General features: G+C 58.4%; 20 protein-coding genes and 1 other RNA gene. 7 read left to right on the top strand and 14 right to left on the bottom strand.

Annotation, left to right across the window (positions count from 1 at the left end):
- Nucleotides 1-61: 61 nt before the first annotated feature.
- Nucleotides 62-411, bottom strand: an RNA gene (gene rnpB, locus JFV26_RS15215) — RNase P RNA component class A.
- Between the two features lie 76 nt (nucleotides 412-487).
- Nucleotides 488-1393 (bottom strand): 16S rRNA (cytidine(1402)-2'-O)-methyltransferase, encoded by a 906-nt coding sequence (gene rsmI / locus JFV26_RS15210; protein WP_201193605.1) that lies wholly within the window; start codon nucleotides 1391-1393, stop codon nucleotides 488-490.
- 177 nt (nucleotides 1394-1570) lie between these two features.
- Between rsmI and JFV26_RS15205 the strand changes: the two genes are divergently transcribed.
- The 4 genes from JFV26_RS15205 to JFV26_RS15190 all read left to right on the top strand — a co-directional run bounded on the left by JFV26_RS15205 (nucleotide 1571) and on the right by JFV26_RS15190 (nucleotide 5020).
- Entirely contained in the window at nucleotides 1571-3382 is a 1812-nt protein-coding gene (locus tag JFV26_RS15205) for a penicillin-binding protein activator (RefSeq protein WP_201193603.1), read from the top strand.
- Nucleotides 3382-3744 (top strand): YraN family protein, encoded by a 363-nt coding sequence (locus JFV26_RS15200; protein WP_007904371.1) that lies wholly within the window; start codon nucleotides 3382-3384, stop codon nucleotides 3742-3744. The genes JFV26_RS15205 and JFV26_RS15200 overlap by 1 nt, the downstream gene beginning before the upstream one ends.
- Nucleotides 3745-3848: 104 nt before the next feature.
- The gene (locus tag JFV26_RS15195) at nucleotides 3849-4442 is read left to right on the top strand and encodes a phosphoheptose isomerase (RefSeq protein WP_007904374.1); all 594 of its coding nucleotides are present in this window, start codon (nucleotides 3849-3851) and stop codon (nucleotides 4440-4442) included.
- A complete protein-coding gene (locus JFV26_RS15190; protein WP_201193601.1) occupies nucleotides 4439-5020 on the top strand; it encodes a BON domain-containing protein in 582 nt (193 codons plus the stop codon). The genes JFV26_RS15195 and JFV26_RS15190 overlap by 4 nt, the downstream gene beginning before the upstream one ends.
- Before the next feature lie 194 nt (nucleotides 5021-5214).
- On the opposite strand, the gene JFV26_RS15185 is transcribed toward JFV26_RS15190, so the two are convergent.
- The 7 genes from JFV26_RS15185 to rplM form a co-directional block, all read right to left on the bottom strand.
- On the bottom strand, nucleotides 5215-5628 hold the full coding sequence (locus tag JFV26_RS15185; protein WP_201193600.1) for a ClpXP protease specificity-enhancing factor: 414 nt from the start codon (nucleotides 5626-5628) through the stop codon (nucleotides 5215-5217).
- Between the two features lie 16 nt (nucleotides 5629-5644).
- On the bottom strand, nucleotides 5645-6262 hold the full coding sequence (locus tag JFV26_RS15180; protein WP_201193598.1) for a glutathione S-transferase N-terminal domain-containing protein: 618 nt from the start codon (nucleotides 6260-6262) through the stop codon (nucleotides 5645-5647).
- Between the two features lie 150 nt (nucleotides 6263-6412).
- Complete coding sequence (locus tag JFV26_RS15175; RefSeq protein WP_201193596.1) at nucleotides 6413-7195, bottom strand: cytochrome c1; 783 nt, start codon at nucleotides 7193-7195, stop codon at nucleotides 6413-6415.
- Nucleotides 7195-8406 carry a cytochrome b gene (locus JFV26_RS15170; RefSeq protein ID WP_054045582.1) on the bottom strand — a complete coding sequence of 404 codons (1212 nt, stop codon included), beginning with the start codon at nucleotides 8404-8406 and terminating at the stop codon, nucleotides 7195-7197. The genes JFV26_RS15175 and JFV26_RS15170 overlap by 1 nt, the downstream gene beginning before the upstream one ends.
- Entirely contained in the window at nucleotides 8406-8999 is a 594-nt protein-coding gene (petA, locus tag JFV26_RS15165) for a ubiquinol-cytochrome c reductase iron-sulfur subunit (protein WP_201193594.1), read from the bottom strand. Before petA ends, JFV26_RS15170 begins: the two co-directional genes overlap by 1 nt.
- Before the next feature lie 267 nt (nucleotides 9000-9266).
- A complete protein-coding gene (rpsI, locus tag JFV26_RS15160) occupies nucleotides 9267-9659 on the bottom strand; it encodes a 30S ribosomal protein S9 (RefSeq protein ID WP_003216038.1) in 393 nt (130 codons plus the stop codon).
- A gap of 14 nt (nucleotides 9660-9673) precedes the next feature.
- Complete coding sequence (gene rplM / locus JFV26_RS15155) at nucleotides 9674-10102, bottom strand: 50S ribosomal protein L13 (RefSeq protein ID WP_007905295.1); 429 nt, start codon at nucleotides 10100-10102, stop codon at nucleotides 9674-9676.
- A 245-nt stretch (nucleotides 10103-10347) separates the two neighbouring features.
- Here rplM and JFV26_RS15150 point away from each other — a divergent pair, with 245 nt between their 5' ends.
- The gene (locus JFV26_RS15150) at nucleotides 10348-11388 is read left to right on the top strand and encodes an NADP(H)-dependent aldo-keto reductase (protein ID WP_201193592.1); all 1041 of its coding nucleotides are present in this window, start codon (nucleotides 10348-10350) and stop codon (nucleotides 11386-11388) included.
- Nucleotides 11389-11496: 108 nt separating this feature from the next.
- On the opposite strand, the gene JFV26_RS15145 is transcribed toward JFV26_RS15150, so the two are convergent.
- On the bottom strand, nucleotides 11497-12633 hold the full coding sequence (locus JFV26_RS15145) for an acyl-CoA dehydrogenase family protein (RefSeq protein WP_201193590.1): 1137 nt from the start codon (nucleotides 12631-12633) through the stop codon (nucleotides 11497-11499).
- 243 nt (nucleotides 12634-12876) lie between these two features.
- Between JFV26_RS15145 and JFV26_RS15140 the strand changes: the two genes are divergently transcribed.
- Nucleotides 12877-13773: a GlxA family transcriptional regulator gene (locus JFV26_RS15140; protein WP_201193843.1), complete on the top strand. Its 897-nt coding sequence runs from the start codon at nucleotides 12877-12879 to the stop codon at nucleotides 13771-13773.
- A gap of 191 nt (nucleotides 13774-13964) precedes the next feature.
- Here the strand turns inward: JFV26_RS15140 and zapE are convergent, their stop codons facing one another.
- The 3 genes from zapE to JFV26_RS15125 form a co-directional block, all read right to left on the bottom strand.
- A complete protein-coding gene (gene zapE, locus JFV26_RS15135; RefSeq protein WP_201193588.1) occupies nucleotides 13965-15059 on the bottom strand; it encodes a cell division protein ZapE in 1095 nt (364 codons plus the stop codon).
- 91 nt (nucleotides 15060-15150) lie between these two features.
- Nucleotides 15151-16506 carry a tryptophan--tRNA ligase gene (locus JFV26_RS15130; protein ID WP_201193586.1) on the bottom strand — a complete coding sequence of 452 codons (1356 nt, stop codon included), beginning with the start codon at nucleotides 16504-16506 and terminating at the stop codon, nucleotides 15151-15153.
- Between the two features lie 24 nt (nucleotides 16507-16530).
- The gene (locus JFV26_RS15125) at nucleotides 16531-17160 is read right to left on the bottom strand and encodes an alpha/beta hydrolase (protein WP_201193841.1); all 630 of its coding nucleotides are present in this window, start codon (nucleotides 17158-17160) and stop codon (nucleotides 16531-16533) included.
- 144 nt (nucleotides 17161-17304) lie between these two features.
- Here JFV26_RS15125 and JFV26_RS15120 point away from each other — a divergent pair, with 144 nt between their 5' ends.
- A complete protein-coding gene (locus tag JFV26_RS15120; protein ID WP_201193583.1) occupies nucleotides 17305-17739 on the top strand; it encodes a ZapG family protein in 435 nt (144 codons plus the stop codon).
- A 239-nt stretch (nucleotides 17740-17978) separates the two neighbouring features.
- Here the strand turns inward: JFV26_RS15120 and JFV26_RS15115 are convergent, their stop codons facing one another.
- Nucleotides 17979-18731: an OmpA family protein gene (locus JFV26_RS15115; RefSeq protein WP_201193582.1), complete on the bottom strand. Its 753-nt coding sequence runs from the start codon at nucleotides 18729-18731 to the stop codon at nucleotides 17979-17981.
- Nucleotides 18732-18737: the final 6 nt, after the last annotated feature.

Below are 18737 nucleotides of genomic sequence, written 5' to 3'. Positions count from 1 at the left end.
AAGGAGGGAAATTGCCACTACCAGCACCCTGCTCAATGATTCAAGCAGGGGAGAGAAAAAGGTGGAGAGTCGATCTGTAAGCCGGGTTCTGTCTTGAACAGTCATTCGTCTACGATGGCCATCACTGGACATCTTTAGCAACCTACCCGGTCCCAGCGCGGGCCACGCCTTGGGACCCTATTTGGTCTTGCTCCAAGTGGGGTTTACCTAGCCACGAACTGTTGCCAGACGTGCGGTGCGCTCTTACCGCACCTTTTCACCCTTACCGGCGCCGAAGCGCTTAGGCGGTTATTTTCTGTGGCACTTTCCGTAGGCTCACGCCTCCCAGGCATTACCTGGCACTTCGCCCTATGGAGCCCGGACTTTCCTCCCCTAATTTTCATAGAGGGCAGCGACTGTCCAATCGACTCTCCGCCGCAAAGGTTAACGGCAGAGCGGCCGAAGAACAAGCGCTAAAAGCCTTTGGCCACTCCTGCGCGTCGGGTTTTTACTCGCCCTTCTGTTTATCCAGCGCGACTTGATAGAGCACATTCTTGCGCTCGCCGGTAATTTGCGCGGCCAAGGCTGCGGCGCGCTTGAGCGGCATTTCTTCGAGCAACAGATTGAGGATGCGCATGGCTTCGCTGCTGACCGCGTCTTGCGTCTCCGGCGCCGACCAGCCAGCCACCAGCACCACGCACTCCCCGCGCTGCTGATTGCTGTCGGACTCGACAAACTCACGCAACTCGGCGAGCGGCAACCCCTTGAGCGTCTCGAACGTTTTAGTGATCTCCCGCGCCAGCAACGCCGGACGCTCCCCGCCGAATACCAGCTCCATGTCTTGCAGGCACTCAAGGATGCGGTGCGGGGCCTCATAGAAAATCAGCGTACGCGGTTCTTCCTTGACCAATTCCAGGCGCGCCCTGCGCCCCACCGCCTTGGCCGGCAGGAAGCCTTCGAAAATGAAGCGATCCGACGGCAGCCCCGCCGCCGAAAGTGCCGCGATCAACGCGCAAGCACCGGGCACTGGCACCACATTGATCCCTGCGGCACGAGCCTGACGCACCAGGTGATAACCCGGATCGGAAATCAGCGGCGTGCCGGCGTCAGAGATCAATGCCACATCGTCGCCGGCCAGCAGGCGCGTGATAAAGCGACTACCTTCATCACGTTCGTTGTGTTCATGGCAGGCGGCCAACGGCGTAGGAATGCCGAAATGCTGCATCAAACGCTGGGAGTGACGCGTGTCTTCAGCGGCAATCAACGCCACCTCGCGCAGGATTTTCAGCGCACGGGCACTGATGTCGTCCAGGTTGCCGATGGGCGTCGCCACCACATAAAGCGAGCCAGCAGCGGAATTCAAAGCACCTGGAGCAGTCAAAGCGCACACCTCATGATCGGTAAAAGTCGCCATTGTAGCGCGTAGCGGCTTTCGCGATACGCCCCACCCGCCCTTGGTTTTTCGGCCTTTTGTGCAGTACTGCAACATTTACACGAGCTAAATTGACGGTTTCACGCCAGTAACATCGCGCCCCGGCCAGCGCTTGGGTACAATTCCACGCTAATTTGATCGAGTATCAGGAACACTTACATGATCGCTTGCCTGCGGCTGTTCTCTGCCCTCTGCCTCGCTGCCTTGCTGGTGGCTTGCGCCAGCTCGCCCTCCTCCAGCCTTGGCGAACTTCCACGCACCCCGGATGCCAGTATTGAGCAATTGCTCGAAAAGGCTGCCCAAAGCAAAACGCCGGAACAAGCTGCACTGTTTCGCCTGAGCGCGGCAGACCTGGCTTACCGTCAGGGCAATGCCGGCCAGTCCGCGCAAATCCTGCAACAAGTGCCGATGGAACAACTCAAGCCTGGCCAACAGGTCTTCGCCAGCACACTGGCGGCTGAACTGGCCATGGTGCGCAATCAGCCCAAGGCGGCGCTGACGGCCTTGAGCCATCCGAGCCTGCAACGGCTGGGTGAATTGCCGGTCGAGCAACAAGTGCGCACCGGTACCGTTCACGCCCGCGCCCTTGAAGCCGATGGCCAGACCCTGGCCGCCGCCCGGGAGCGCATCTTCATTGCGCCAATGCTCGAAGGTGAAGCTGCCAGCAAAAACCACGAAGCGATCTGGACCCTGATCGCCTCGCTGCCCACCGATCAATTGCAGCCGACCACCTCCGATGACCTCGGCGGCTGGATGGGCCTGGCCCTGGCGGTAAAAACTGCCGGCACGCTGGAGCAACAACAGGCGGCGATCGACAGCTGGCGCGCACAGAATCCCAAGCACCCGGCTGCGCTTCAATTGCCGCTGCCGCTGACCAAACTCAAGGAGCTGGCGAGCCAGCCCCTGAGCAAAATCGCGCTGCTGCTGCCACAAGACGGCCAGTTGGCGTCGGTTGGCAAGGCCCTGCGTGACGGCTTTATGGCCGCTCACTACCAGGCACAACAAGCCGGGCAGAAGCCACCCGCCGTCGTGTTCTATGACAGCTCGAAGCTGACCTCGATGGACGAGTTCTATCGCAAGGCCCAGGCCGAAGGCGTGCAACTGGTCGTTGGTCCTCTGGAGAAGCCGCTGGTCAAACAGCTCAGCACCCGCCCGCAACTGCCGATCACCACCCTGGCGCTGAACTACAGCGAAGGCCAGCAAGGTCCGGCGCAGCTGTTCCAGTTTGGCCTTGCGGCTGAAGACGAAGCTCGCGAAGTGTCCCGCCGCGCTCGTGCCGATGGCCTGCATCGGGCTGCCGTCATGGTGCCAAAAGGCGAATGGGGCGACCGCGTAATGAAAGCGTTCAGCCAGGACTGGCAAGCCAACGGTGGCAGCATTGTTGCCGTCGAACGCGTTGATCAGCCGGTACAACTGGCGCAGCAGATTGCTGACATGTTCCAGTTGCGTCAGAGCGAAGGCCGCGCCAAGAGCCTGCAGAGCACCGTTGGCTCGCAAGTCGCCGCCCAGCCTTCCCGCCGTCAGGACATCGAGTTCATCTTCCTGGCGGCCACCCCACAACAGGCACAACAGATCAAACCGACCCTGAACTTCCAGTACGCCGGTGACGTCCCGGTTTACGCGACGTCCCACGTGTTCAGCGCCAGCGGTGATGTGAACCAGTACAACGACATGAACGGCGTGCGCTTCTGCGAAACCCCATGGTTGCTGGATGCCAACGACCCACTGCGTAAACAAGTCACTGCCCAATGGCCGCAGGCCGGTGGCAGCCTCGGTCGCCTTTACGCAATGGGTGTTGATGCCTATCGCCTGGCACCGCGCCTGGGACAACTCAAGGCCCTGCCGGACAGCCGTATCGAAGGCCAATCGGGCAGCCTCGGCATGACTCAGAACCAACGCGTGGTTCGCCAGTTGCCGTGGGCACAGTTCGTCAATGGTCAGATTCAACGCCTGCCGGACACCCCGCGCTAATGCCTGACAGGTCACGCCAGCAAAGCGGCAAAGATGCCGAGCGCCATGCGCTCGAGCATCTTCAACAACAGGGTCTGCGCCTGCTGGCGCAGAACTGGTTGTGTAAACGCGGCGAGCTTGATCTGGTCATGCTTGATGGCGATACAGTAGTATTCGTTGAAGTTCGCTACAGAAAAAACACTCAATGGGGTGGCGCACTCGATAGCATCGATGGGCGTAAACGGCAGAAACTGATTTTCGCCGCGCAGTATTTTCTTCAGCGCGAGTCGCGTTGGGCCAATTCCCCTTGCCGTTTCGACGTGGTTGCCATCGACAGCAACCTTGATCAGTTGAACTGGTTGCAGAATGCCTTTGACAGCTGATCGCTTGCACCCCGAACCGGACACTTTCACCCAACACTTTTGCTCTTTGCTTTGCGGGCTGCACATTCATGTGCCAAGTAGCCGCGCCAATTAAGGTCACACAGATGGACATGCAATCCCGAATTCGCCAGCTTTTTCAGGCCAGTATCGACACCAAGCAACAGGCGATGGACGTACTTGCACCGCACATCGAGCAAGCCAGCCAGGTGATGGTCAACGCCCTGCTCAACGAGGGCAAAATGCTTTCCTGCGGCAACGGCGGATCCGCCGGTGACGCCCAACACTTCTCCTCGGAACTGCTCAACCGCTTCGAGCGCGAGCGCCCGAGCCTGCCAGCCATCGCGCTGACCACCGACAGCTCGACGATCACCTCGATCGCCAACGACTACAGCTACAACGAAATCTTTTCCAAACAGATCCGCGCCCTCGGCCAGCCGGGTGACGTATTGCTGGCGATTTCCACCAGCGGCAACTCGGCGAACATTATTCAAGCGATCCAGGCCGCACATGATCGCGAAATGATTGTCGTAGCATTGACCGGTCGTGATGGCGGCGGCATGGCGTCGCTGCTATTGCCCGAAGACGTCGAGATTCGCGTACCGGCCAATGTCACCGCACGTATTCAGGAAGTCCACCTGCTGGCGATCCACTGCCTTTGCGACTTGATCGACAGCCAACTGTTCGGGAGTGAAGAATGACCCCTAATCGCCTAGGCCTTCTGGCCTTGACCCTGTGCCTCATCGGCATCAGCGGCTGCACCTCGGTGGTTAACGCCAGCCGTGAAGCACCGATTGAAGATGACCGCGGCACGCGCACCTTCGGCAGCAAAATCGACGATTCCCTGATTGATACCAAGGTTGGCGTTAACGTCGCCAAGGCCGATCCGGCGCTGGATAACGACTCGCACATCGTCGTCACCAGCTTCAACGGCGTCGTATTGCTGGCAGGGCAAACGCCTCGCGCAGACTTGAAGGCCAAGGCCGAACAGGCTGCCGCCGCCGTCCAGCGTGTGAAGACAGTCCATAACGAGCTGCAGATCCTGCCGCCGTCCGGATTCATCGCCCGCCAGAACGACACCTGGCTGACCACCAAGATCAAGACCCAGATGCTGGCCGATGCAAGCATCCCAGGTTCGCGCATCAAGGTCGTCACCGAGAACGGCATCGTTTATCTGCTGGGCCTGCTGACCAAGCAGGAAGCCGCACAGGCCACCAATCTGGTTCAGAGCGTTGCCGGCGTGCAGAAGATTGTGAAGCTGTTCGAATACATCGACTGAGACCTCTCTCCTGTAGGAGCCAGGCTTGCCGGCGAAGGCGCTCTTGAGATCGCCTTCGCCCTGTAGGAGCTGCCGAAGGCTGCGATCTTTTGATCTTAAAAAGCCAAAATCAAAAGATCGCAGCCTTCGGCAGCTCCTACGTTTGAAAGTGGTGAAGTAATAAAAAAGGCGATCCTTTCGGATCGCCTTTTTTATTACTTCACCACTTTCAAACTGGGTCGACCGCTGGGGCGCGGCGGTTCGTTGTCGGGTGGCGGAACATCATCATCCGGCTCGATCTCTTCGTCGTCTTCCATCGGCGACTCCAGATCAAACACCATGCCCTGGCCGTTCTCCCGGGCGTAAATGCCCAGGATCGCAGCGATAGGCACGAACAGGGTGTGCGGCACGCCACCGAAGCGCCCTTCGAAGCTGACCGCTTCGTTGTCCATGTGCAAATGACGCACGGCTGCCGGCGAAACGTTCAGGACAATCTGTCCATCACTGGCGAAACCTTGAGGTACCTGCACCGACGGATACTCGGAATTGACCAGCATGTGCGGGGTGCAATCGTTATCAACAATCCACTCGTAGAGCGCGCGGACCAGATAAGGTCGACTGGAGTTCATAGCGGCTCCTTAAGCCTTAGCGCATATCGCGTTCGACACCAGACAGACTCGCCTGGAAAGCCTCACGCGCGAAAGAGCGCTCCATGTAATCAAGCAGCGGCTTGGCAGGCCGCGGCAGTTCAATACCCAGAATCGGCAATCGCCAGAGTATTGGCAATAGGCAGCAATCCACCAGACTTTGTTCCTCGCTGAGGAAAAACGGCTTGTCGGCGAACAACGGCGACACGCCGGTCAGGCTTTCGCGCAGCTCTTTACGAGCCACGACACGGGCTGCTTCCTTGGACCGGGAATCCAGAATCAGATCCACCAGGCCACACCAGTCACGCTGAATACGATGAATCAGCAGACGGCTGTTGGCACGCGCCACAGGATAAACCGGCAGTAAAGGCGGGTGCGGGTAACGCTCATCCAGATATTCCATCACCACGGTCGACTCCCACAACGCCAGGTCACGATCGACCAGGGTGGGCAAGCTACCGTAAGGGTTCACTTCGATCAGTTTAGGCGGGTGACGACCAGCTTCCACGTAAATGATCTCGGCGCTGACACCCTTCTCTGCAAGTACGATGCGTACTCGGTGGGAATAGTGGTCGGCGGGGTCGGAGTAACAGGCCAACCGATTGGTCACGCCCATGGCGGTCCTCCTCGCTTGTAGAAATTATCGGAAGCGGAAAAACGCGCGCGCCCAGAGGACGCCTCCCGTAACGCCTGGCTCACCAGACTCGTTACACCTTCAGAGACGCCCCTGGGCGCGCGCGATTAACAGCAATTGCTTACAGCTTTATCAATGTACGTCTTTCCAGTATTCACGCTTGAGCAAGTATGCGAATACGAAGAAGAACGCCAGGTACAGCAATACATAGGTACCGATGCGCTGATGTTGCAGCTTAACCGGGTTAGCCGAGTAAGCGAGGAAGGTTACCAGATTCTTGACCTTCTCATTGAACTGCTCTTCGTTCAGAGCACCGGTCTTCGGCACGATGGTCAACTGATCGCACGCTTCATGAGTCAGCGGCGTACCGGTCAGCGGATCATACTGCTTCTTGCCGTCCTCGACGATTTGAACCTGTTTGCAACCGACCACCTGACGACCTTGCAGGCCGACCAGCACGTTAGGCATGCCGACATTCGGGAACACCTTGTTGTTCACACCCCAAGGACGCGCCGGGTCTTCATAGAACGAACGCAGGTAACCGTAGAGCCAGTCAGTGCCACGAACGCGCGCCACGAGGGTCAGGTCCGGCGGTGCCGCACCGAACCAGGCCTTGGCGTCTGCAGACTGCATGCCGATGCTCATGTGGTCGCCGATCTTGGCCCCCGTGAACACCAGGTTTTTCAGCATCAGATCGTGAGGAATGCCCAGATCGTCGGCAACGCGCTCATAGCGCTGGAACTTGGCGCTGTGGCAGCCCATGCAATAGTTGGCGAACGTACGCGCGCCGTCCTGCATGGCCGCCTTATCGGAAACGTCGATGTCGACTTTTTCCAGCTCGGGACCACCGTGTTCGGCGGCAAAGGACAACATCGGCAGGGCAGCAAGAATCAATACAGCAAATAGCTTTTTCATCAGCCAGTCACCCTTTCCGGAACCGGTTTGGTCTTCTCGAGCCTGGTGTAGAACGGCATCAGAATGAAGTAAGCGAAGTACAGGAAGGTGCAAATCTGCGACACCAGCGTACGCTCAGGGGTTGGGGCCAATACGCCCAGCACACCGAGGATCACGAAACAGATGCAGAACACCCAAAGCCAGATCTTGCTCAGCCAGCCCTTGTAGCGCATGGACTTGACCGGACTCCGATCGAGCCACGGCAAGACAAACAGCATGGCAATTGAAGCACCCATGGCGATAACGCCCATCAGCTTGTCCGGAATCGCCCGCAAGATTGCGTAGAACGGTGTGAAGTACCAGACCGGAGCGATGTGCTCTGGGGTCTTGAAGGCGTTGGCCACTTCAAAGTTCGGCTTCTCGAGGAAGTAACCGCCCATTTCCGGGAAAAAGAACACAATCGAGCAGAAGATGAACAGGAACACCACCACGCCGACGATATCTTTCACGGTGTAGTACGGGTGGAAGGCAATGCCGTCCAGAGGTACGCCGTTTTCGTCCTTGTGTTTCTTGATGTCCACGCCGTCCGGGTTGTTCGAGCCGACTTCGTGCAGCGCCAGAACGTGCAATACCACCAGACCGAGGATCACGATCGGCAGGGCTACAACGTGCAAGGCGAAGAAGCGGTTCAGGGTAATACCGGAAATCAGGTAGTCACCACGGATCCACTGGGTCAGGTCGTTACCAATAACCGGGATCGCACCGAACAGCGAGATGATCACCTGGGCACCCCAGTAGGACATCTGGCCCCACGGCAGCAGGTAACCCATGAAGGCTTCAGCCATCAGCGCCAGGTAGATCAGCATGCCAAAGACCCACACCAGCTCACGCGGCTTCTGGTACGAACCGTAGAGCAAGCCACGGAACATGTGCAGATAGACCACGATGAAGAACGCCGAAGCGCCGGTGGAGTGCAGCAGACGCAGGATCGAGCCGTACTCGACGTCGCGCATGATGTATTCGACGGAGGCAAATGCTTCCTCGGCCGACGGGGTGTAGCTCATGGTCAGCCAGACACCGGTAACGATCTGGTTGACCAGAACGAGCAGTGCAAGGGAACCAAAGAAATAGAAGAAGTTGAAGTTCTTCGGGGCGTAGTACTTGCTGAGATGGTCTTCCCACATTTTGGTCGCGGGAAAGCGCGCATCAACCCAATCCATGAACTTGCTCATCACGCTTTCTCCGTATCGACGCCAATGACAATAAGCTCATCGGTCTCATAGGAATGCGGGGGAACTGGCAGGTTCAGAGGCGCAGGTTGCGACTTGTAGACGCGACCAGCCAGATCGTAATGGGAACCGTGGCAAGGGCAGAAATAACCACCTACCCAGTCTTTGCCCAGATCAGCGGGTGCCACTTCAGGGCGGAAGGTCGGCGAGCAACCCAGGTGTGTGCAGATACCGATCAGCAGCAGAACCTCTGGCTTGATCGAACGCGTTTCTGGATCAACGTAGGTCGGTTGTGTCGAGTTCTTGGAGGTTGGGTCAGACAACTGGCCCTCGATCTTCTTCAGATTCCCCAGGATTTCCGCGGTTCGGCGGACAATGAATACTGGCTGACCGCGCCACTCAGCAATCATCTGCTGGCCTGGCTCGATTTTGCTGACATTCACTTTCACCGGTGCACCTGCGGCTTTCGCCTTGGCACTGGGAAACCATGACCCCACGAACGGGACCGCAGCCCCCACCGCTCCTGCAGCACCCACCACGGATGTGGCTGCTACCAAGAAGCGACGCCGGCCTGCATTCACGCCGTCATTGCTCATTCAGTCCTCTCCCATCAGCTTTGTGGCCTGTTAAATCAGGCATCTACTAAGTTAAAACTATGTACTTATAAAAATTTTGCCGAATGGTAATGAAAAGCCCCAATTCTGACAAGGTAATTACCCAAGGGCTCCACTGCCGAGCCTTGCAGTATAGGGGCTCTACGGATGTGGCAAGTTGTCACAGCGCAATTCTTTGAGAAATCGCACGCATAAAAAAACGCCCAGCTCCGCGAGGAGATGGGCGTTCTTTTTGAACGTGGAAGCGAATTAACGCTTCGAGTACTGCGGACGCTTACGCGCTTTACGCAGACCAACTTTCTTACGTTCAACTTCGCGAGCATCGCGAGTAACGAAGCCAGCTTTGCGCAGAGCGCCACGCAGGGTTTCGTCGTACTGCATCAGTGCGCGAGTGATACCGTGGCGGATTGCGCCAGCTTGACCACTTACACCACCACCGATCACGGTGACGTAGATGTCGAATTTCTCGACAGTCTCAGTCAGTTCCAGCGGCTGACGAACTACCATGCGGGCAGTTTCGCGGCCGAAGAAATTTTCCAGGGTGCGGTTGTTGATGGAGATGTTACCAGTACCCGGACGCAGGAAAACGCGTGCGGTTGCGGTCTTGCGACGGCCAGTGCCGTAATTTTGAGTCGCCGACATAATGAACTATTCCGTTAAAACTTCAGTTCTTGGGGCTGCTGAGCAGTATGAGGGTGTACAGCGCCCGCATAGACTTTCAGCTTACGATACATGTCGCGACCCAGCGGGTTCTTAGGCAGCATGCCTTTGACCGCGGTCTCGATCACGCGCTCAGGGGCTTTAGCGATCAGCTTTTCGAAGTTGATCGACTTGATGCCGCCCGGGAAACCGGAGTGGGAGTAGTAGATCTTGTCGGTGGTTTTAGCACCAGTTACACGAATCTGCTCGGCATTGATAACGACGATGTAATCGCCGGTGTCAACGTGAGGAGTGTACTCAGCTTTATGCTTGCCACGCAGACGGCTCGCGATTTCGGTGGCCAGACGACCCAGGGTCTGACCTGCAGCGTCGACGACAAACCAGTCGCGCTGTACTGTTTCCGGTTTAGCAGTAAAAGTTTTCATTCTTTATAGCCTCAGGGGCCGCCCTGTAAATTAGACGGCGGATCTTACTGAATAGTGCGTACTTTGACAAGTCAAAGGCAGCCGGATACAGACGCTTTCGGGGGCTCGGGTCGGCGCGTCCGTTCAACGGCAAGATTCTTCGGCGGCGGCGCATCACTTCCACTGCAGAAAGAGGTGCGCAATTATGCAGATTGCGAAAAATATTTCAACCTGCTTTTATGATTGTTTTGCCCAAGGAGCATCCGATGGACTATCGCCAGCTAGGCCGAACCAATCTGAACGTGAGTGCAATCTGCCTCGGCACCATGACTTGGGGCGAGCAAAACAGCGAGGCTGAAGCCTTCGCCCAGATTGATCGGGCCAAAAGCGCCGGGATCAATTTCATCGACACTGCCGAAATGTACCCGGTGCCGCCCAAGGCCGAAACCTACGCCACCACCGAGCGCTACATCGGCAATTACTTCAAAAGCCGTGGTGATCGTGCCGACTGGATCCTGGCGAGCAAGATCGCCGGCCCCGGCAACACCATCGATTACATCCGCGACAAAAACCTGCGGCACAACCGTCAGCACATCACCGAAGCCGTGGATGCCAGCCTCAAGCGCTTGCAGACCGACTACATCGACCTCTATCAATTGCACTGGCCGGAACGCAGCACCAACTTCTTCGGCCAACTGGGCTACAAGCACAAGATCGAAGCCAACCTGACCCCGCTCGAAGACACCCTCGAAGCGCTGGACGAGCAGGTCAAGGCCGGCAAGATCCGCCACATCGGCCTGTCCAACGAAACCCCTTGGGGCACCATGCGCTTCCTCGCCCTGGCCGAAGCCCGTGGCTGGCCGCGCGCCGTATCGATCCAGAACCCGTACAACCTGCTCAACCGCAGCTTCGAAGTCGGCCTGGCGGAAATCGCCATTCGCGAACAGTGCGGCCTGCTGGCCTATTCGCCGCTGGCGTTCGGCTTCCTGTCGGGCAAGTACGAAGGGGGCGCTCGTCCAGCAAAGGGGCGCCTGAGCCTCTACAGCCGCTTCAGCCGCTATTTCAACGCGCAGTCGGAAGCAGCCTGCAGCCGTTATGTGGCACTGGCCCGTGAGCACGGCCTGGACCCGGCGCAGATGGCGCTGGCATTCGTGACTGCGCAACCGTTCGTGACCAGCAACATCATTGGTGCGACGACGCTGGAGCAGCTTGAAAGCAATTTAGCGAGTTTCGATCTGAAACTTTCCGATGAAGTGCTGGCAGGGATCGAGGCGATTCACAAGGATCACCCGAATCCGGCGCCTTAGTTTGTAGCGCCCGAGAAAGATCGCAGCCTTCGGCAGCTCCTACAGGGTATACGCCATTCCCCTGTAGGAGCTGCCGCAGGCTGCGATCTTTTCAGCACTCACTGAGAATCAAAGCGACCGCGCAATAATCTCCTTCATGATTTCGTTGGTCCCCGCATAGATCCGCTGCACCCGCGCATCCGCCCACGCCCGAGCTATCGGGTATTCCCACATAAACCCGTAACCGCCATGCAACTGCACGCACTCGTCGAGCACCCTGCATTGCAGGTCCGTACCCCAGTACTTGGCCATCGCGGCGGTTGGCACGTCGAGCTTGCCTTGCAGGTGCAGTTCCAGGCACTTATCGACGAAGACCCGGCCAATCTGGATCTCGGTGGCCATTTCCGCCAACTTGAAACGGGTGTTCTGGAAGTCCGCAATCGCCTTGCCGAATGCCTTGCGCTCGCGGGTGTAATCCAGCGTCCACTGCAAGGCCGCTTCGGCCGAAGCCAGCCCGCCGATGGCGACGGTAAGGCGCTCCTGTGGCAGTTCCTGCATCAGGTAAGCGAAGCCCGCCCCGGCCTGACCCAGCAGATTCTCCCTGGGCACCCGCACATCCTGGAAGAACAGCTCCGAGGTGTCCTGGGCCTTCATCCCAACTTTTTCCAGACGCTTGCCCTTGGCAAAACCCGGCGTATTGGCTTCCACCAGAAACAGGCTGGTGCCCTTGGCCCCGGCCTTTGGATCGGTCTTGGCGACGACAATCACCAGATCCGCCAGAAAGCCATTGGTGATAAACGTTTTCGAGCCGTTGATCACGTACTCATCACCGTCCAGCACAGCAGTGGTCTTCACCCCTTGCAGGTCAGAACCCGCGCCAGGCTCGGTCATGGCAATCGCCGTTACCATTTCGCCAGACACCAGTTTCGGCAGGTACTTGTGCTTCAAGGCTTCACTACCGTAATGCAGGATGTACGGCGCCACGATGTCCGAATGCAGCGAGAAGCCGATCCCGGTCAGGCCTAGACGACCGACTTCTTCGATCACCACCGTGCTGTAGAGAAAGTCCGCCCCCAGCCCGCCGTACTCCTCCGGCAAATGCGAGCAGAGCATCCCCGCCTCCCCCGCCTTGTTCCAAAGCTTGCGGTCGATGTAGCCCTGCTTTTCCCATTGCCCATGGAACGGCACCGCCTCTTTTTCGAGGAACGTTCGCACGCTGTTGCGAAAAAGTTCGTGCTCGGAACTGAACAAGGTTCTGGGGATCATGCGGCACCTGTCGTTATTGTTGGGAGGAGTTGACCTCAGAGACTAAGCCGCGCTTGCGATACAGGACACTGGACACATCAGACAAAAAATAAGACGATCCAGCCGTCTGGTGACCACTTTCCCCTATAAGAATAAAGTTGAATTATGTCTAACCAAGTCTCTACGCCTTTACGGCGCGTCAGCATCCTGGCTATCGACCGGGTTTTCGCTTCCACCCTCATGCAAGCCAAGGATTTCTTCCATCTGGCCAGCCTGCGCTACGGCAAACAACTGGGCCTGGGCCTGACACCGGCATTCGAAACCCGGCTGGTCAGCCCTGATGGCAAATCAGTGAACAGCTTCAGCGATGTGATCATGCCGGTGGACGGCGGGCTGGAAAACGCTGACATCATCATCATCCCGGCTTTCTGGGATGATTTCGACACGCTCTGTAAACGTTATCCACAGGTGCTGCCGTGGCTGCGCGAACAACACGCCCGGGGCGCGGTGCTGTGCGGCGAAGCGACCGGGGTGTTCTGGCTGGCGGAAGCCGGGTTGCTCGATGGCAAGGAAGCGACCACGTACTGGCGCTTCTTCAATGCCTTTGCCGAGCGTTTCCCACAGGTTCAACTCAATCAGGACAAACACCTGACCGATGCTGACAACCTGTATTGCGCCGGCGGCACTACCTCGGCGTGCGACCTCTACATCTACCTGATCGAGCGTTTCTGCGGTGCCAACGTGGCCCAGGCCGTGGCCCGGGACATCCTGTATGAAGTGCAGCGTAACTATGCGCCGGGGCGGATCGGTTTCGGCGGACAGAAGCTGCACCAGGACGTGATCATCCTGCAGATCCAGCACTGGCTCGAAGAACACTTTGCCGACAAGTTCCGCTTCGAAGATGTCGCGCGGGAACACGGCATGAGCATCCGCAACTTCATGCGCCGCTTCCAGACCGCCACTGGCGACAAGCCGTTGCATTACCTGCAACGCCTGCGCATCGAAACCGCCAAGGGTTTGTTGTCCGCCAGCCGCAAGAGCATCAAGACCATCAGTTATGAGGTCGGTTATGACGATGCGAGCTTCTTTGCGCGGCTGTTCCGCCAGCACACCGAGCTGTCGCCGAACCAGTATCGGCAACAGTTTCAGCAGGCGGCGTAGATAAGTGGCGTAGGTGTCGGCGCACCACCACGCTTCTTCGACTTAGGGGAGATCGATAAAGATCGCAGCCTTCGGCAGCTCCTACGCGGCGTACGACTTGCCTCGGTAGGAGCTGCCGAAGGCTGCGATCCGTTGATCTTCGTCCACAAAAAAGGCCTGCAATGCAGGCCTTTTTTTATTTCCGAAACGTTCTACGGCTTGTGCGCCCGGGACAGGAATTCGTGGGACTGCATTTCCAGCAGACGGCTGAGGGTGCGCTGGAATTCGAAATTCAAACGACCGCCGGTGTAGAGGTCTTTGAGCTCGACTTCGGCAGAAATGATCAGCTTCACGTTACGGTCGTAGAACTCGTCGACCATGTTGATAAAGCGTCGGGCGATGTCGTCGGTGGTGACGTTCATCTGTTCGACACCGCTGAGCAACACGGCGTGGAAGATTTTGCCCAGTTCGATGTAGTCGTTCTGGCTGCGCGGGCCGTCGCACAGTTCGCGGAAGTCGAACCAGGCCACGTCATCACAGGTGCGCAAGGCACGGATTTCGCGGTTCTCGATCATCAACACGTCGTTTTCGGTAGCGGCCGTGCATTCCGGCGTCAGGGCCCGGAAGCTCTTGCGCAGGCTTTCGTGGGATGCGTCGTCGAGCGGGAAGTGGAACAGTTCGGCCTGCTCAAGGTGACGCAGACGATAATCGACGCCACTGTCGACGTTGACAATGTCGGTGTTCTGCTTGATCAGCGCAATGGCCGGCAGGAAGCGCGCACGCTGCAGGCCGTCCTTGTACAAACCGTCCGGCACGATGTTCGAGGTCGCGACCAGGGTCACGCCGTTCTTGAACAGTTCTTCCATCAACGTGCCGAGGATCATGGCGTCGGTGATGTCAGAGACGAAGAATTCATCGAAACAGATCACCCGCGACTCGTCGGAGAAGCGCTTGGCGATGATGGTCAGCGGGTTTCTCTCGCCGCCAAGGGTCTTCATTTCTTCGTGCACGCGCTTCATGAAGCGGTGGAAGTGCGTCCGAGTCTTTTCCTTGAACGGCAGGGCTTCGAAGAACGTGTCGACCAGGTAGGTCTTGCCACGGCCAACGCCGCCCCAGAAGTACAGGCCCTTGACCGGCGCCTGGTCTTTCTTGCCAAACAGTTTGCCGAACAGGCCCGGCTTGACGTGCGAGGCCGCGACCAGATCGTCGTACAGGCGCTGCAAATGACGCACCGCAGTTTCCTGCGCGGCGTCATGGAAGAAGTCCGGGCGTTTCAGATCAGCTTGATATCGTTCTAGGGGCGTCATAATTCGTTAGCAAGGCAACAAAAACGGGCCGCCACTGTAGCGACGGCCCGTGAGAATGGCAATCAGCCCTTGGTCGGGCCGAGCCGCAGATTTATTCCTGAACTGGCGTCAGTGCAATGCGCAGGGCGTCGATGGCGACGTCGCGGGCGGCGCTGTCAGCGAAGGTCGCGCTGTCGGCAACGCTCTCGCCTTCCAGCCAGACGCTGAAGCTCATCTTTTCGCTGCGCACGTCCAGAGGCTGACCCGCTTGCAGCTGCTTCGTCACCTGACCGGCGGTTTTACCGTCAGCGAAGTTGCGCGACAGCAGCAGTTGCTCGCCATCAGCGGCCAGCAGACGGAAGCGGAAGCTGCCGTCGTCTTCGCGGAAGCTGACGAAACGCGCGGCTTTCGCGGCTTTCTTCTTGGTGGTCGCCGCGACTTGGGTCTGGGCAACGAAAGAACGCAGGCCGACCGCTTCGCGCAGCTCATGGAGGAACGGCGTCGCCACCGAGCGGGCCTTTTTGGCGCCGATCTGCAGGACGTCTTCCAGGTCCGCCGGGCGTTCAATCAGCTTGTAATAGCGATCACGGGGCTCGCCCAGTTCGCGGTCGAGCAACTGGAACAGACGATTCTTCGCCTCGCCCCAACCCAGGCCCTGCAACAGTTCACTGCGAAATTCGTCGGACTGCGCCGGGGTGGCGAAAGCCTGGAACAAGGTGAACAGATGCGAGTTATCCGGATCTTTGGCTTCGCCCGGCGCGCGGGAGTCGGTGACGATCCGCGAAATCGCGTCTTTCATTTCCTTGGCGCTGCTAAACAACGGAATGGTGTTGTCGTAGCTCTTCGACATCTTGCGACCGTCGAGGCCTGGCAGTGTGGCGACGCTTTCTTCAATCAGCGCTTCGGGCATGGTGAAGAATTCTTTGCCCTGACCGAACAGATGGTTGAAACGCTGGCCGATGTCGCGGGCCATTTCCACGTGCTGGATCTGGTCACGACCGACCGGCACTTTGTGGGCGTTGAACATCAGAATGTCCGCAGCCATCAGCACCGGGTAGCTGTACAAGCCCATGGTAATGCCAGCATCCGGGTCTTCGCCGGTTTCGACGTTCTTGTCCACCGAGGCCTTGTAGGCGTGGGCGCGGTTGAGCAGGCCCTTGGCGGCAACGCAGGTCAGCAGCCAGGTCAGCTCGGGGATTTCCGGGATGTCGGACTGGCGATAGAACGTCACGCGGTCGACATCCAGGCCACCGGCCAGCCAGGTCGCGGCGATTTCCAGGCGCGAACGCTGAATGCGCAGCGGGTCATCGCATTTGATCAGGGCGTGGTAGTCAGCCAGGAAGTAGAACGAATCGGCATTGCTGTCACGGCTGGCGATGATCGCCGGGCGGATGGCGCCGGCGTAGTTGCCCAGGTGCGGCGTGCCGGTGGTGGTGATGCCGGTGAGGATACGGGTACGAGTCGTCATGGGTAATCGCTTGTCAGACTGCAATCAATTCGAAAGACGCGGCAGGATCAGATCCTTGAGATCGGTCAGCTTGCCATGAAAAAAGTGTCCGCATTCTGCCACTTTCAGCAGCTCATGGGGGCGATCGAGTTTGTCAGACCAGTCGTAGACGAGTTGAGGATCGATCACTTCGTCGGTTTCCGGCTGGATCAGGGTCAACTCGCCAAGTTGGGGTAGTTGATCCTGATCGCCGAGGCGCATGACCGCCGGCGCGACCATGAACAAATGCTTGAGCTGCTCGCCTTTGGCTTCCAGGCGGCCGCCGAGACTTGCGGCAACAAAACCGCCGAAGGAGAAACCGAACAGGGTCAGTGGCAACTCGGGGTGTTTGGCCCGCAGCCATTCGGCCGCGGCCTGGGCATCGTCGACTTCACCAGTGCCCATATCGTGGCTGCCTTCACTGGCGCCGACGCCGCGATAGTTGAAGCGCAAGGTAATCAAACCGGCATCCCGGGCAGTGCGTTGCAAGGTCGAGACGACTTTATTGAGCATCGTGCCGCCCTGCACCGGGTTCGGATGGCAGATCAGCGCTACGCCGCGGGGCTGGTCGCTATCCAGGTACAAAGCTTCCAGCTGACCGACAGGGCCATCAATCACTACAGGGGTTTCGCGCATAAGCAAGGAAGGAACTCCGTGACCTCGAATCGGGTCGACTCGTCTAGCAAATTGTCTGTGCCAATCTATTGCGAGTGAATCGCGGTATACAGCGCAGGTTCGAGCCGTTAACGTAAAGCAAAGCCGTTTATAGAGGAAGGACTCGTGGAACACTCGCTCTTAGTTTGGTTGTTGCCGACTCTTGCCCTGGTTGTGGGTGTCGCCCTTGGATTCCTGGTCGCTCGTCTGGTGCCGAATGCCGCGCCTAACCGCACGCAACGTCAGCTGGATGATATTCAGGAACGTTTCGACAGTTATCAGAACGAAGTGGTTACCCACTTCAACAGCACTGCAACACTGGTCAAGAAACTGACTGCGAGCTACCAGGACGTGCAGGACCATCTCGCCGAGGGTGCCAACCGCCTGGCCCTGGACGAGCAGACTCGCCAACGCCTGCTGGCTGCCTTGCACGCCGATGCCGCCGTGGCACCACGGGAGCGCCTGACGCCGCCGCGCAATCAGGAGCCGCCTCGCGACTACGCCCCCAAAGCTCCTAACGCGCCGGGCATGCTCGATGAGCATTACGGCCTGAAGAAGTAATCAGGTTTCGCGCTACACAAAAAGCCCTCGGATGAGAGATCGTCCGGGGGCTTTTTTGTGGCTGAGTGTTTGGTTATTTGTGCCGGCCTCTTCGCGAGCAAGCCCGCTCCCACAGGGGAATGCATTCCAAATGTGGGAGCGGGCTTGCTCGCGAAGGGGCCGGAACTGTCGACACAAAAAAGCCCGCCCGATCTGCTGAGAATCGGGCGGGCTTTTAGACCTGGGGTTCAGTCAGGCTGTTACGGGTATTGCTGAACAGGTTGACCCTGCTGCTGGTACTGCTGAACAGGCTGACCCTGTTGCTGATACTGCTGACCCGGAATCGCCTTCAGATTGACTTCAACCCGACGGTTCTGGGCCCGGCCATTGACATCGCCGTTGCTGGCAATCGGGTTATCCGGCCCGGCACCGCGTGCCGACAGATTGGCGCCACTCACGCCTTGGGACGTCAGGTAAGTCGCCACGCTCTGGGCCCGACGCTGGGACAGGTCCATGTTGTGCTGACGGCTGCCGGTGCTGTCGGTGAAGCCGACAATCTCGATCTGGTTCTGATTGAACTCCTTGAGCGAGCCCGCCAGGTTGTTCAGCGGCTGATAAAAGCTCGGAGCGATGTTCGCCGAATCGGTAGCGAACGTGATGTTGCCCGGCATGATCAACTTGATCTGATCGCCCTGGCGCTGCACTTCAACCCCGGTATTGGCCATGCTGGCCCGCAGCTTGGCTTCCTGCTTGTCGGCGTAGTAACCGTAACCGGCAGCGGAGGCACCTACCACAGCAGCGCCAATCAGCGCGCCCTTGCCACGGTTGTTGTGATCGATCGCAGCACCGGCCAATGCACCGGCCAGGGCGCCGAGCCCACCGTACTTGGCGGTTTTGCTCACGCCAGACGATCCGTCGGCCTGGCCCTGATTGTCATAAGGATTGGGTGAAGCGCAACCGGCCAACAAGGCCACGGCGGTAGCAACAATAATCAAGCGAGGCGTGGTGAACATGAAGAG

The organism is Pseudomonas sp. TH31 (assembly GCF_016650815.1).
GTDB lineage: Bacteria > Pseudomonadota > Gammaproteobacteria > Pseudomonadales > Pseudomonadaceae > Aquipseudomonas.
This window is presented reverse-complemented; position numbering and strand designations above follow the sequence as displayed.